Below are 13,899 nucleotides of genomic sequence, written 5' to 3' on the forward strand. Positions count from 1 at the left end.
TCCGGAATACGTTCAGTTGACGTTGGAGAGTCTCACGCGCGACGCAGACGCGGATTGAGCAAGACGTAAAGCACATCGGCCAGCAGGTTCAGCACGATGAAGCTCACCGCCGTGACGAGCACCACGCCCTGCACCACCGCGTAGTCGCGGTTGAACACCGCATCGACGACCAGCTTGCCGAAGCCCGGGATCGTGAAGACCTGTTCGGTGAGCACGGCGCCCGCCAGCAACTCGCCGAAGAGCAAGGCCAACACGGTCACGATCGGAATCAGCGCATTGCGCAGCGCGTGCTTGAGCACGACGGTGCCACGCAACAGCCCTTTCGCCCGGGCCGTGCGGATATAGTCGGTACGCAGCACCCCGAGCATGGCGCTGCGCGTGTGGCGCATCAGTTGCGCGCCGAGCGCCGCACCGAGTACGAACGCGGGCATCACCATCGTCTTGATGCTCATCCACAGGTCTTCGCCCGGCGACACGTAGCCCGACGACGGCAGCAATTGCCAGCGCACGGAGACCAGAAAGATCAGGAGAATGCCGAGCCAGAAGTTCGGGATCGACATACCAGAGAGCGCCAGCACGTTTGCGCCGTAGTCGACGGCGCTGCCGCGATTGGCCGCCGACAGGATGCCGAGCGGAATCCCGATGCCAATGGCGATCACCAGCCCGAACAGCGCCAGTTGCAGCGTGACAGGCAGCTTCTGCGCGATGAGCGTCGTCACGGGCTCGCCGGTGCGCAGCGAATTGCCGAGGTCGCCGCGCAGCACGTCGCCGATCCACAGCGCGTACTGCGTGGGAAGCGGCTTGTCGAGGTGATACTTCTCGCGCAGTTCGGCAATGACCTGCGGATTCTGGTCTTCGCCGGCCATCGCGAGCACCGGATCGCCGGGCAGCATTTTCTGCAGCCCGAAGATCATCATCGACACGATGATGAGCGTGGGAATGGCGACCAGCGCGCGATGAACGACGATGCGCAGCATGACGGCTCCCTTACTTCAGGCTCACGCCGCGCAGGCGGATCAGCCCGTCGGGATAGGCCACGAAGCCCTGCACCTTCTTGCTCAGCACATACGGCCACGGCTGCACGTACAGGTACAGGATCGGGTCTTCGTCGGACAGGATCTTGTTGGCGGCATCGTAAATCGGCTTGCGCTCGGCGACGCTCGACTTCACGCGGCCGTCGTTGAGCAACTTGTCGACTTCCGCATTGCAGTACTGGCCGTAGTTCAGATTGCCCTTGCAGGTCACGAACTGATGCAGGTTGCCGTCGGGGTCCACGCGGCCCGACCAGCCGTTGTAGAGCACGTCGAAATCGCCGCGATGCGCCGCGTCGAGCGCCGCCGCATAGTCCATCGGCCGCAGCTTCAGGTTGATGCCCGCCTCCGCCAGCATGGCCTGCAACATCTGCGCCATCTGGTTCGCGACCGTGTTGTTGCCGAAGCTCAGCGTGACGTCGACCTTCTCGAAGCCGGCCGACTTCAGCAGCGCCCTGGCCTTGGCGACATCGCGCTTCGTGGTCTTGATCGACGTGTCGTAGTACTGGCCGGAGCGCGGCAGCGCCTGATTGGCCGGGGTGAAGATGCCACCACCGATCACCTGGTTGATGGCATCGCGGTCGATCGCCAGATCGAACGCCTGACGCACCCGCTTGTCACGCAAGGCCTTCGGCGCATTGGCCGCCACGTTGAACGTGAGGCCGTAGTAGCCCAGACCGTCGATGGTGACGAAGTTCAGGTTGGCGTCGCGCTTGACCGACTTCACATCGGAGGGCGAGAGGCGTTCGAGCATGTCGAGCGAGCCGGAGCGAACGTTGGCCAGGCGCACGGTCGTATCCGGAATCGGCAGATAGATGACCTTCTGGATCGGATACTTGTCCGCTTCCCAGAATCCGGGGAATTTCTCCAGCACCACGCGATCGTTCTGTACCCGTTGCACGAACTTGTACGGTCCCGAGCACACGGGACGCGACTGCACGGCGGCGTCGTCGGCGAGTGTCTTTGGTGCGAGCATCATGCCCGCCCGGTCCGACAGCGTGGCGAGCAGCGCGGAATCCGGCGCCTTGAGCACGATGTTGACCGTCGAATCGTCTACGGCGTCGACATGGTCGATGGACGACAACTCGCTCTTGCGATTGCTCGCGGCCATCGTGCGGGCGCGGTCGAGATTGGCCTTGACGGCCTTGGCGTTGAACGGCTCGTCGTCGTGGAACTTCACGCCCTGGCGCAACTTGAACGTCCACGTCTTGCCGTCGGCACTCACGCTCCACGACGTGGCAAGCATCGGCACGAACTTGAGGTCAGTACCGATATCGACGAGCGAGCTGCACAGCGAACGCAACACCATGCGGTCGACGACCTGCGAACTGCGCGCCGGGTCGAGCGAGCCGATGTCTTCCTGCAAGCCGATCCGGATAGTCGATTGCGCCATCGCGGAAGCGGCGCCAGTCGCGAGAATCGCCGCCACAGCCATATCGAGCAGAACCTTGCGCATGCGTGAGACCCCTTGTATGTCGTGATGTTGTAAAGGTGCGTTGCGATGAGTCATGACTGAACTGCGTTGGCGTTGGCGTTCGCGGCGGCTGCGGCGTCGGCCTGCGCCTGCCGCGTGCGGTAGAGCGCCAGCCGTGCGCCGAGCTTGTCGCTCGGCGGTGCGGCCCGCGACGGGCTGGCGCCCGCGTTCTGAATCTCGCGCCAGAAGTGGCAAGCCACTTGCCGACCGTCGGGCAGCACTTCGTCGATCGGCCGTTGCTCCCGGCACGCTGCGCGCGCATGCGGACAGCGCGGATGAAAGCGGCAGCCGGGCGGTGGCGCCGTCGGGCTGGGCAACTCGCCGCCGAGCGGCGCCCGTTCGCGCCGCAGGTGCGGGCGGCTCGCCGGAATGGCCTGCAGCAGCGCCTGCGTGTACGGGTGGAGCGGGTTGTCGAACAGGGCGTCGGCGCTCGCGAGTTCCACAATCTCCCCGAGATACATCACCGCGACGCGATCACTCATATGGCGAATCACGGCGAGATCGTGCGCCACCATGATGAGCGTGAGGCCGAACTCGTGCTTGAGGCGCTCGAGCAAGTTGATGACTTGCGCCTGCACGGAGACGTCGAGCGCCGAGACGGGTTCGTCGCCCACGATCACGCGCGGCTCACCCGCCAGCGCGCGCGCAATGCCGATGCGCTGGCGCTGGCCGCCGGAAAACTCGTGGGGAAAGCGCTGGGCGTAGTCGGGTTGCAAGCCGACAGTGCGCAGCAATTCGGCCACGCGCTCGTCGCGCGCTCGTCCGCGGGCCAGACCGTGCAGCGCAATGGGCTCACCGATCAGGCCGCCCACGGTCATGCTGGGGTTGAGCGATGCAAACGGGTCCTGGAAAACAATCTGCAATTCGCGCCGAAGTCGCCGCATCGCCCCCGCGCCCAGCGTCATGATGTCTTCGCCCTGATACCGCACCTCGCCGCGCGTGGCGTCGATCAGGCGCAGCAGCAGACGGCCGAGCGTGGATTTTCCACAGCCGGATTCGCCGACGATGGCGAACGTCTCGCCCGCCTGAACGGCGAACGACACGCCGTTCACGGCATAGACGGTCGGCGCGCGCGAGAACCCGACGCGATGGCCGCCGAAGTGCTTGGTCAGATCGCGCGCTTCGAGCAGCGGCATCGGGGCATTCGCCTGGGCATTCATGCGACGGCCTCCTCTCTCGGAGCGGGGGGTGGCGTCAGCGCTTCGACGGGCGCCAGCCAGCACGCCACACGGTGCGAACCCGACAATGTGCGCTCGACCGGCACCTCGCGCGTACAACGCGGCTCGGCAAACGGACAGCGCGGCGCGAACCGGCATCCGGCGGGCATGCGCTCGGGCGGCGGCACTGCGCCGCGAATGGTCACGAGCGTGCCCTCGCGCTTGCCGATGGACGGAATCGCGCCCATCAGGCCGATGGTGTAGGGATGCTGCGGATCGTCGAAGATCTCGTCGACGGTGCCGTACTCGACGATGCGCCCGGCGTACATCACGGCAACGTCGTCGGCCACTTCGGCGACCACGCCCAGATCGTGCGTAATGAGCACGACGGCTGTGCCGGTTTCGCGCTGCAAGGTCTGAATCAGCGAAAGCACCTGTGCCTGGATCGTGACGTCGAGCGCGGTCGTCGGCTCGTCGGCGATCAGCAATGCGGGACGATTGGCCAGCGCCATCGCGATCATCACGCGCTGGCGCATGCCGCCGGAGAGTTCGTGCGGATAGTTGTCGAGCCGGGTCTCGGGCGCGGGAATGCGCACGCGCTTGAGCATGTCGAGCGCTTCGGCGCGTGCGGCGCGGCGGTCCAGACCGCGATGGCGGCGAATGCCCTCTTCGATCTGATGCCCGATCGTGAACGCCGGGTTCAGCGACGTCATCGGCTCCTGAAAGATCATCGCCAGACGATTACCGCGCAGATCGGCGAAATCGCGCTCGTCTAGCGCGAGCAGATCGTGCCCTTCGAACCGGGCGCGGCCCGCCACCAGATTGGCCGGCGGGCTGGGCAACAGCCCCATCAGCGCGAGCGACGTCACGCTCTTCCCGCAGCCCGATTCCCCGACGATGCACAGCGTCTTGCCGGGATGCACGGCAAACGAGACGCCGTCGATCAGGTTGGGCGCCTCGGGTGCTTTGGAGAACTTCAGCGACAGTCCGGTGACATCTAGCACCGGCCCAGCATCTGCGGGCATGGTCATCGGGTGTGGGCAGCCATGAATGTTATGCGTGACACGATTATGTCTCCCACACTAGCAAAGTAAATATTAATATTTCTTTTTCATTCGTAAATTTATCTTAAGTTCCACCATGCTCACGTTACGCATGCTGAAGACCTTCCGGCTGGTCGCGCAGACCGGCTCGTTTGCCGCTGCCGCCGAGCGCGCCGCGTTGACGCAGGCCGCCGTCAGCCTGCAGATGCGCGGCCTCGAGGACGCCGTCGGCCAGCGGCTGTTCGACCGGCGCGGGCGGCAGATCACGCTCACGCGGCAGGGGCGCGACCTGTTCCCGCGCGTCGAACAGATTCTGGCGCTCACGGCCGACCTGACGACGACGCCCGTCGATGCCATGGAGGGCCCGGTCACCATCGGTGCGGTGGTCTCCGTCATTGGGGCGCTCTCGCTCGTCGTGGCAGAGCTCAAGACCGCGCATCCACGGCTCGACGTGCGGCTCACATCGGCACGCTCGGACGAACTGACGGATCTCGTCGAACAAGGGGAAGTGGATATCGCAGCGGTGGTTGCGCGCGCCGACGATGCGCGCGCCGACGGCCTGGTCTGGACACCGCTCTACACCGAGCCGATGGTCATGGTCGTCAATCGCGATGTTGACGAGGAGGACCCGCAGCGTATTCTCGATGCGCACGCGTTCCTGCGCTTCGACCGGCGGGTGCGCACGGGGCTCGTCGTCGAGCACGCGTTGCGCGCGGCGAAACTCGGCGTGACCGAATATCTGGAACTCAACTCCATCGAAACCATCGTCGCGCTCGTGCGCAAGAATGTCGGCGTGTCGGTACTGCCGCTGTTGCATCGCGGCGACTGGCATTCCGATCCCCTGTTGCGCATCGTCCCGATTGCGGCGCCGCCGCTGCTGCGCACCGTCGGCATGATTCATCGCGAACACGACGCGCGCACTCACAACATCACGGCCGCGATCGTCGGCATGCTGCACGATGCCTAGCGAGTGAATGTGACAACGGCGCGAACTTCGTCGCGCCGTTGGCCGGATACCACAGGGCAGTCGCTGACTTTCGCTCAATCCCGCGTTTCGAGCGCCTTGTTGATGCGCAGCGCCAGCAGCGTGCAGATAGTGCCGGAGAGCAGGTAGGCGCTCACCGCGATCAGCCCGAACTCGGACGACAGACCCAGCGCGACAAGCGGTGCGAACGCCGCACCCAGAAGCCACGCGAAGTCGGTCGTCAGCGCCGCCCCGGTGTAGCGAAAGCGTTGCTCGAAGTTCGATGTCACGGTGCCTGCCGCCTGTCCGTACGACAGCCCGAGCAGCGCAAAGCCGACCAGAATGAAGATGTCCTGCCGGGTCGAGCCGCCGCCCATCAGGAAAGGTGCGAACAGCGCGAAGATCCCGATGAAGATGGCAAACAGGCCCAGCGTGGTGCGCCGGCCGATGCGGTCGGCGATGCGCCCGGAGATCACCGTGCAGACGATGGCAATCGCCGCGCCGAACAACTGCACGATCAGCACGCTGTCGAGATCCTGCGTGTTCTGCAACGAAATCCACGACAACGGGAAGACCGTGACCAGGTGGAACAACGCGTAGCTCGCCAGCGCGGCAAAGGCGCCGAGAAAGATGTTGTAGCCCTGCGAACGCACCATCTCGCGCGTGCTGATCGGCTCAAGCTGCCCCTCTTCCAGCATCTCGGTGTATTCGTGCGTCACCACGAGCCGCAGTCGCGCAAACAACGCCACGACGTTCACGGCGAAGGCGACATAGAACGGGTAGCGCCAGCCCCACGTCAGGAAGTCGTCCGGCTCGAGACTCCAGTGAAGGAACAGGAACAGACCGCCGGCGATGATGAAGCCGATCGGCGCCCCCAGTTGCCCCATCATCGAATACCAGCCGCGTCGCTGCGGAGGCGCGTTCATCGCCAGCAGCGACGGCAGGCCGTCCCACGAGCCGCCGAAGCCGATGCCCTGCACCAGCCGGAAGCACGCCAGCAGCCAGATCGAGCGCTCGCCGAGGACTGCGTAACCGGGCAGGAATGCCATGCCGGCTGTGGCGGTGCCGAGCACGAACAACGCGGCCGTGAGCTTCACGCTGCGCCCCCAGCGGCGCTGCACGCTCATGAACAGCGCCGTACCGAATGGCCGCGAGATAAAGGCAAACGAGAAAATCGTGAACGCGTACAACAGACCGTGCAGGTCGTCGGCGAACGGGAAGAAAACGTGAGGAAAGACAAGGACCGCGGCAATGCCGAACACGAAGAAGTCGAAGTACTCGGAGGCCCGTCCGACCACCACCCCGACAGCGATTTCCTCCGGCGCGATGCGAGACTTGCTCCCATGATCGTGCGGCCCCGCTGCAGCGGGAGCACCCGGTGGCGTGGGCGATTGATGAGCACTGCTTGACATTATCGGACCCCCTTCGGATCGGGTGACGATGACACACTCGTGCCAGAAAAGCATCGCAGGTATCGCGCGTCGCCGCCATAGGGTTTACCCTAAATTGATGCATCAGGGAGGCGAGTCCATGATGGGTACGGTCTAAGGCTACGGTTCCATGATCGCAGCATGACTTCCCCCAAGTTCCTCCGCGGGGTACTTTTGCTCCCCGCCGCCGCCGCGCTGTTATCCGGTTGCAATACCGTATTGATGTCGCCATCCGGCGATCTCGCGGTAAGGCAGCGGGATCTCATCATCATCTCAACCGTATTGATGTTGCTGATCATCGTGCCGGTGATCGTGCTGACATTGCTGTTCGCGTGGCGATACCGGGCGTCGAACAAGGACGCCGTGTACACCCCCGAGTGGGACCACTCGACATTGCTCGAACTGCTGATCTGGTCGGCGCCGCTGCTCATCATCATCGCGCTCGGCGCCCTGACGTGGGTAAGCACGCACAAGCTCGACCCCTACCGCCCGCTCGAGCGTATCGACGCCAGACGCGAGATTCCGCCGGACACACGTCCGCTCACGGTGCAGGTCGTGGCGATGGACTGGAAGTGGCTGTTCTTCTATCCCGATCAGGGCATCGCGACCGTCAACGAGCTGGCAGCGCCAGTGGACCGGCCGATTCGCTTCGAGATCACGTCGACGACCATGATGAACTCGTTCTTCGTGCCCGCACTGGCCGGTCAGGTCTACGCGATGCCTGGCATGGAGACGAAGCTGCATGCAGTCATCAACCGGCCCGGCATCTATGACGGCTTCTCGGCGAACTACAGCGGTGCAGGCTTCTCCGGCATGCGCTTCAAGTTCCACGGTCTCTCGCCGGAAGCCTTCGACGCCTGGGTGCAGCAGGTCAAGACCAAGGGCGACAACCTCACGGTCGACAAGTATCAGGCGCTGGCGCAGCCGAGCGAATGGGTGCCGGTGCACTACTTCGGCGATGTGGCCCCCAACCTTTACAGCGCGATCCTGAACCGATGCGTGCTGCCCGGGCAGGCCTGTCTGAAGGACATGATGGATCAGCCCAACCATCGGCACGCGAGCACCACGATCCGGAACGGCAAGGCCGACGCACTGCTCGCCGACGCCATGTGCACCGCCGAGAACACGGTGCAGTTCGCGGCGCAGACCCCGATTAACGGACGTGCGCCGGGTGTCGGACTGACGCAGTGATGCGCGCCACGCCCAACCCTCGACAATGATGCGCCTCGTGCGCGAATGATCCCAGGTTCGAGCTTATGGACATCGTCAAGCTGATCTTCGGCCGCCTCACGATCGAGGCAATCCCGTACCACGAACCGATTCTGCTCGCCACGTTCGCGGGTGTGGCGATCGGCGGCGTGGTGGTGGTGGGGGCCCTTACCTACTTCAAGCTGTGGGGCTACCTGTGGCGCGAGTGGTTCACGAGCATCGATCACAAGCGGATCGGCGTGATGTACGTGATCCTGGGTATCGTCATGCTGCTGCGCGGCTTCGCCGACGCCGCGATGATGCGCATGCAGCAGGCGGTCTCGTTCGGCGACAACATGGGGTATCTGCCACCCCACCACTACGATCAGATCTTCACCGCGCACGGCGTGATCATGATCTTCTTCGTGGCGATGCCGCTCGTGACCGGCCTCATGAACTTCGTGGTGCCGCTGCAGATCGGTGCGCGCGACGTGGCGTTCCCGTTCCTCAACAACTTCAGCTTCTGGATGACGGCGAGCGGCGCCGTGCTCGTGATGATGTCGCTCTTCGTCGGCGAATTCGCGCGCACCGGCTGGCTCGCGTATCCGCCGTTATCGGGGGTGCTGCAAAGCCCCGACGTCGGCGTCGATTACTACATATGGGCGTTGCAGATCGCGGGGGTCGGGACATTGCTCTCGGGGATCAACCTGCTCGTGACGATCGTGAAGATGCGCGCGCCCGGCATGACGATGATGCGCATGCCGGTCTTCACGTGGACGTCGCTGTGCACCAACGTGCTGATCGTGGCCGCCTTCCCGGTACTCACCGCCGTGCTGGCGCTGCTCGCGCTCGATCGCTACGCCGGCTTCAACTTCTTCACGAACGATCTCGGCGGCAACGCCATGATGTACGTGAACCTGATCTGGATCTGGGGCCACCCCGAGGTCTACATTCTCGTGCTGCCGGTGTTCGGCGTGTTCTCCGAAGTGGTGTCCACGTTCTCCGGCAAGCGCCTGTTCGGTTACGCGTCGATGGTCTATGCGACGGTCGTGATCACGGTGCTGTCGTACCTCGTCTGGCTGCACCACTTCTTCACGATGGGCTCGGGCGCCAGCGTGAATTCGTTCTTCGGTATCACGACGATGATCATCTCGATACCGACCGGCGCGAAGATGTTCAACTGGCTGTTCACGATGTATCGCGGCCGGATCCGGTTCGAAGTGCCGATGCTCTGGACCGTCGGCTTCATGGTGACGTTCGTGATCGGCGGCATGACCGGCGTGCTGCTCGCGGTGCCGCCCGCCGACTTCTCGCTGCATAACGGCCTGTTCCTGATCGCCCACTTCCACAACGTGATCATCGGCGGTGTGATCTTCGGCGTGATGGCGGCCATTACCTACTGGTTCCCGAAAGCGTTCGGCTACCGGCTCGAACCGTTCTGGGGCAAGTGTTCGTTCTGGTTCTGGTTCATCGGCTTCTACGTGGCCTTCATGCCGCTGTACCTGCTGGGCCTGATGGGCGTGACGCGCCGCCTGAGCCACTTCGACGACATGTCGCTGCAGATCTGGTTCCAGCTCGCCGCCGTGGGCGCGGTGCTCATCGCGATCGGTATCGGGTGCTTCATCATCCAGTTGATCGTGAGCTTCATGCGCCGCGAGCAACTGCGCGACGACACCGGCGATCCGTGGCATGGCCGTACGCTCGAGTGGTCGACCTCGTCGCCGCCGCCGGTCTACAACTTCGCCTTCACCCCGCTCGTACACGACAACGACGCCTGGTGGCAGATGAAGCAGTACGGCTTCCAGCGCCCGCAGGACGGCTTCATTCCGATTCACATGCCGAAGAACACGTCCGCAGGCATCTTCCTCGCCGGGCTGGCGACGGTCCTCGGCTTCGGACTCATCTGGCACATGTGGCTGGTGGTGATCGTGGCGTTCGTCGCGATGCTGGCGGTGGCCATCGGTCACACGTTCAACTATCACCGCGATTACTACATCCCGGCCGATCAGGTCGAACACACGGAGGCAGCGCGCACGCGACTGCTCACCCAGCATGTCTGATACGACCGCACCCTTCCCGGCAGGCGGCGCCCCGCTCGGCGCCCACACGCCGGCGCCGCCGCGCGACGGCGAGCTGAAGTTCATGATGACGAGCGACTATCATCCGCCCAATGGCACGCTGCTCGGCTTCTGGGTGTACCTGATGAGCGACTGTCTCGTGTTCGCCTGCCTGTTCGCCGCGTACGGCGTGCTCGGACGCAATTACGCAGGCGGGCCGACCGGCGCTGAGCTGTTCGAACTGCCGCTCGTGGCGATCAACACGACCTTCCTGCTGCTCTCGTCGATCACCTACGGCTTTGCAATGCTGGAGATGCAGAAGCGCCATCAGGGCGCCACGCTCGGCTGGCTCGCCATTACCGGGATGCTCGGCGCGGCGTTCCTCTCGCTGGAACTGTACGAATTCGCGAACCTCATTCGCGAAGGTGCCGGGCCGCAGCGCAGCGCCTTCCTGTCGTCGTTCTTCACGCTCGTGGGCACCCACGGGCTGCACGTGACGTTCGGCATCGTCTGGCTCATCACGCTGATGGTGCAGGTCGGTAAGCACGGCCTCATGCCGGCGAATCGCCGCCGACTGATGTGCCTGTCGATGTTCTGGCACTTTCTTGACGTCGTCTGGATCGGCGTCTTCACGTTCGTCTATCTGATGGGAGTGCTGCCGTGAGCACCCACGACTCGACCCTCCACGACGCCGACGGTCATGGCCACGACCATGACCACGATCACGACGAAGGCCCGCACAGCACACTGCGCGGCTACGCGACGGGCTTCATCCTCTCGGTCATCCTCACCGCGATTCCGTTCTGGTTCGTGATGGGCAACGTGTTCGAGCGATCGAGCACGACGGCGATCCTGATCCTGTTCCTCGCCGGCATCCAGATCATCGTGCACATGATCTACTTCCTGCACATGAACGGGAAATCCGAGGGCGGCTGGAACCTGTTGTCGCTGATTTTCACGATCGTGCTCGTCGTGATCACGCTCTCGGGCTCGCTCTGGGTGATGTATCACCTGAACCAGAACATGATGCCGGGTATGATGCAGGATACGAAGAACCTACCCTGAACGGCATTTCCCTTGAGCAGCAATCGACTTCATGATTCGGGGGGCGCACAGCGTCCCCCGCGCACTTCCGGTGCGCCCTCCCGCCCCTCCCCCCTCCGGCTGGTCATCCTCGGTGTCATCACGCTCGTGCTGGTGTCCGTCTTCGCCTCGCTCGGCACGTGGCAGCTGCATCGCCGCGCGTGGAAGCTCGAGCTGATCGAGCGTGTGAACTCGCGGGTCCATGCCCCGGCCACGCCCGCCCCCGGGCGAGCGCAGTGGCCAACGGTCAACGCGACCGACGATGAGTACCGTCACGTCTCGCTGACCGGGACCTTTGCGTTCGACAAGGACACCCTCGTGCAGGCCGTGACCGATCTGGGCGGCGGGTATTGGGTACTCACCCCGTTGCGCACGCCGGATGGCACCGACGTGCTGATCAACCGCGGTTTCGTGCCGCCGGGCTGGAAGGAAGCGGTACCGGCGACGCCGGCCGGCGAAGTTACCGTGAGCGGCCTGCTGCGCATGACCGAGACCGGCGGCGGCTTCCTGCGCAAGAACGCACCGTCGGAGAACCTCTGGTATTCGCGCGACGTGCAGGCCATTGCGGCCGCACGGGGGTTGAGCGCAAGCGACGTGGCGCCGTTCTTCATCGACGCTGACGCCGCGCCTGGGGCGAACGCTGCAAATGGGGCACAAAACGCCGTGCGCGGCGACGCCGAAGCCATGACCAGCGCCGCCCCGGCGCGCGATTACCCGGTGGGCGGACTGACCGTCGTGCAGTTCCCGAACAATCACATGAGCTATCTGCTGACGTGGTACGCGCTCGCGATCATGTCGGCCGTGGCAGGCTGGTTCGTCATTCGCATGGAGCTGCGCAAGCGCGCCGACTGACGCATCGGGTGCTGCATCGATGGCGGCGCCGCCCTCACCCGCGACGCGGATTCACACCGCGGCTGCCGCAATGGCAGTCGCGATTCGCGTCGCAATCTCCGGCAGCCGCGCGTCGTCGAGCGCGGCGTAGCCCAGCACCAGTCCCGGCCCCGTGGCCTGCGACCGCGTGAACTCCCCCAATCCCTCCACGAACACGCCCTGATCTCGCAGCGTGGCGACCAGCGCCGCCTCGTCGGCATGTGGCGGCAGCCACAGCACGCAATGAAATCCGGCATGCTCGCCCGTGATTCGGCAGGGCACGGGCAATCGTGCGCGCAGCGCGTCGAGCAGCAGGTTACGCCGCCGCAAATACACGCTGCGGGAAGCGCGCAGATGACGCGCGAAATCCCCCGCGTCGATATAACTGGCGAGCGCCATCTGCTCGACAAGGCTGTTGGCGCGCCCCGACGCCGAGCGCAGACCCGCAATGCGCGCGAGTAACGCGGGAGGTGCCAGCAGATAGCCGATGCGCAGCGACGGAAACAGCGACTTGTTGAAACTGCTGCAATGGATCACCCGCCCCTGCGCGTCGACGGCCTTGAGCGCCGGCAACGGCGCGCTGCCGTAGCTGAACTCGCTGTCGTAGTCGTCTTCCACGATCCACACGTCACGCGCTGCCGCCCATGACAGCAGTTGCATGCGGCGATTGATCGACATTGTGCTGCCCAGCGGTGCCTGATGGGCCGGCGTGACGTAGGCGATGCCGGGACGTCCTGCCCCCACCCGCTCGGCGGCGTCGACGTCGAAGCCCTCGTCGTCGACCGGCACGCTCAGGCAGCGCTGCGGCGAGGCACGCAACGGCGACAACAACGACGCCAGGTTCTTGTAGCCAGGGTCTTCGAGGTAGAACATCGTCTCGTCGTTGGCGAGCACGTCGGTCACGAGATCGATGGCGTGGCGAATGCCCGTGGTCACAACGATTTCGTCGGCTTCACACGCAATGCCGCGCGTCATGCGCACGTAGCGCGCAATGCTCTCGCGCAGCGGCAAATAGCCACGCGGGTCGGTGTCTGCCAGCAATTCCGGCGTAACGGCCCGCAGTGCGCGGTTCATATGCCGCCGCCACGCGCCGAGCGAGAACAGTGCCGTGTCGACCGAGCGGCCGGTCTTGAGCGCAAGCGACGCCGCAGTCTCAGGCAAAGGCGCCGCCTGTGAAGTCGTATCCTCGGCGTCTCGGACATCGCGGGTCGCCTCGTTCGATGCGACGCCTGTCACAAGGTCGGCCACCACTTCGGTCCCCGCACCCACACGGCTTGCCACATAGCCCTCGAGCGTCAGCTGCTCGAACGCAAGCGCCACGATCCCGCGCGACACGCCCCATCGCTCGGCCAGCGTGCGTGTGGACGGCAGACGATCGCCTCGTCGCAACTCCCCGGCCAGAATCCGCTCGCGCACACAGCGGTAAACCCACGCCTGGCGGGTCTCCTTCTCATGACGGCTGGAGAGCGGCAATTCGAGCGAGGGGCTGAAATGGCGTCGGCGCATGGTGGCGGTCGTCGGGAAGCGTCATGGAATTGCCACGCACCTGCTCCCGAAACGGCCAACAAAGTGGCCCAATCGGACATGCGACAAATGGCGCTT

General features: G+C 64.6%; 12 protein-coding genes. 6 read left to right on the forward strand and 6 right to left on the reverse strand.

Annotation, left to right across the window (positions count from 1 at the left end; genetic code table 11):
- Positions 1–32: 32 nt before the first annotated feature.
- From ABWO90_RS08230 to ABWO90_RS08245, 4 genes are read right to left on the reverse strand one after another with little or no spacing between them, the layout of a single operon-like run.
- Positions 33–977 (reverse strand): ABC transporter permease, encoded by a 945-nt coding sequence (locus ABWO90_RS08230; RefSeq protein ID WP_353190717.1) that lies wholly within the window; start codon positions 975–977, stop codon positions 33–35.
- 10 nt (positions 978–987) lie between these two features.
- Positions 988–2,487: an ABC transporter substrate-binding protein gene (locus ABWO90_RS08235; RefSeq protein WP_353190718.1), complete on the reverse strand. Its 1,500-nt coding sequence runs from the start codon at positions 2,485–2,487 to the stop codon at positions 988–990.
- A 50-nt stretch (positions 2,488–2,537) separates the two neighbouring features.
- Positions 2,538–3,665 carry an ABC transporter ATP-binding protein gene (locus ABWO90_RS08240; protein ID WP_353190719.1) on the reverse strand — a complete coding sequence of 376 codons (1,128 nt, stop codon included), beginning with the start codon at positions 3,663–3,665 and terminating at the stop codon, positions 2,538–2,540.
- Complete coding sequence (locus ABWO90_RS08245; RefSeq protein WP_502922566.1) at positions 3,662–4,687, reverse strand: ABC transporter ATP-binding protein; 1,026 nt, start codon at positions 4,685–4,687, stop codon at positions 3,662–3,664. The genes ABWO90_RS08240 and ABWO90_RS08245 overlap by 4 nt, the downstream gene beginning before the upstream one ends.
- A gap of 115 nt (positions 4,688–4,802) precedes the next feature.
- On the opposite strand from ABWO90_RS08245, the gene ABWO90_RS08250 reads away from it, so the two are divergent.
- Positions 4,803–5,672: a LysR substrate-binding domain-containing protein gene (locus ABWO90_RS08250; protein ID WP_353190721.1), complete on the forward strand. Its 870-nt coding sequence runs from the start codon at positions 4,803–4,805 to the stop codon at positions 5,670–5,672.
- Positions 5,673–5,746: 74 nt separating this feature from the next.
- Here the strand turns inward: ABWO90_RS08250 and ABWO90_RS08255 are convergent, their stop codons facing one another.
- Positions 5,747–7,081, reverse strand: a complete 1,335-nt coding sequence (locus ABWO90_RS08255; protein ID WP_353190722.1) for an MFS transporter — start codon at positions 7,079–7,081, stop codon at positions 5,747–5,749.
- Between the two features lie 159 nt (positions 7,082–7,240).
- Between ABWO90_RS08255 and cyoA the strand changes: the two genes are divergently transcribed.
- The 5 genes from cyoA (at position 7,241) to ABWO90_RS08280 (ending at position 12,279) form a co-directional block, all read left to right on the forward strand.
- Positions 7,241–8,290, forward strand: a complete 1,050-nt coding sequence (cyoA, locus tag ABWO90_RS08260; protein WP_353190723.1) for a ubiquinol oxidase subunit II — start codon at positions 7,241–7,243, stop codon at positions 8,288–8,290.
- 65 nt (positions 8,291–8,355) lie between these two features.
- Positions 8,356–10,347, forward strand: a complete 1,992-nt coding sequence (cyoB, locus tag ABWO90_RS08265; RefSeq protein WP_353190724.1) for a cytochrome o ubiquinol oxidase subunit I — start codon at positions 8,356–8,358, stop codon at positions 10,345–10,347.
- Positions 10,340–11,008, forward strand: coding sequence for a cytochrome o ubiquinol oxidase subunit III (gene cyoC, locus ABWO90_RS08270; protein WP_353190725.1), 669 nt, complete (start codon positions 10,340–10,342; stop codon positions 11,006–11,008). Before cyoB ends, cyoC begins: the two co-directional genes overlap by 8 nt.
- On the forward strand, positions 11,005–11,409 hold the full coding sequence (gene cyoD / locus ABWO90_RS08275; protein ID WP_353190726.1) for a cytochrome o ubiquinol oxidase subunit IV: 405 nt from the start codon (positions 11,005–11,007) through the stop codon (positions 11,407–11,409). Before cyoC ends, cyoD begins: the two co-directional genes overlap by 4 nt.
- A gap of 12 nt (positions 11,410–11,421) precedes the next feature.
- Positions 11,422–12,279, forward strand: coding sequence for an SURF1 family protein (locus tag ABWO90_RS08280; RefSeq protein WP_502922567.1), 858 nt, complete (start codon positions 11,422–11,424; stop codon positions 12,277–12,279).
- Between the two features lie 51 nt (positions 12,280–12,330).
- On the opposite strand, the gene pdxR is transcribed toward ABWO90_RS08280, so the two are convergent.
- On the reverse strand, positions 12,331–13,803 hold the full coding sequence (pdxR, locus tag ABWO90_RS08285; protein ID WP_353190727.1) for a MocR-like pyridoxine biosynthesis transcription factor PdxR: 1,473 nt from the start codon (positions 13,801–13,803) through the stop codon (positions 12,331–12,333).
- Positions 13,804–13,899: the final 96 nt, after the last annotated feature.

The sequence above is a fragment of the Pandoraea pnomenusa genome, from assembly GCF_040391475.1.
GTDB lineage: Bacteria > Pseudomonadota > Gammaproteobacteria > Burkholderiales > Burkholderiaceae > Pandoraea > Pandoraea pnomenusa_C.

Coding starts and splice junctions, on each gene's coding strand:
- cyoB (WP_353190724.1), top strand. CDS start 8,356: ATGGACATCGTCAAGCTGATCTTCGGCCGCCTCACGATCGAGGCAATC.
- ABWO90_RS08245 (WP_502922566.1), bottom strand. CDS start 4,687: ATGCCCGCAGATGCTGGGCCGGTGCTAGATGTCACCGGACTGTCGCTG.
- ABWO90_RS08235 (WP_353190718.1), bottom strand. CDS start 2,487: ATGCGCAAGGTTCTGCTCGATATGGCTGTGGCGGCGATTCTCGCGACT.
- cyoA (WP_353190723.1), top strand. CDS start 7,241: ATGACTTCCCCCAAGTTCCTCCGCGGGGTACTTTTGCTCCCCGCCGCC.
- ABWO90_RS08240 (WP_353190719.1), bottom strand. CDS start 3,665: ATGAATGCCCAGGCGAATGCCCCGATGCCGCTGCTCGAAGCGCGCGAT.
- cyoC (WP_353190725.1), top strand. CDS start 10,340: ATGTCTGATACGACCGCACCCTTCCCGGCAGGCGGCGCCCCGCTCGGC.
- ABWO90_RS08250 (WP_353190721.1), top strand. CDS start 4,803: ATGCTCACGTTACGCATGCTGAAGACCTTCCGGCTGGTCGCGCAGACC.
- ABWO90_RS08255 (WP_353190722.1), bottom strand. CDS start 7,081: ATGTCAAGCAGTGCTCATCAATCGCCCACGCCACCGGGTGCTCCCGCT.
- ABWO90_RS08230 (WP_353190717.1), bottom strand. CDS start 977: ATGCTGCGCATCGTCGTTCATCGCGCGCTGGTCGCCATTCCCACGCTC.
- pdxR (WP_353190727.1), bottom strand. CDS start 13,803: ATGCGCCGACGCCATTTCAGCCCCTCGCTCGAATTGCCGCTCTCCAGC.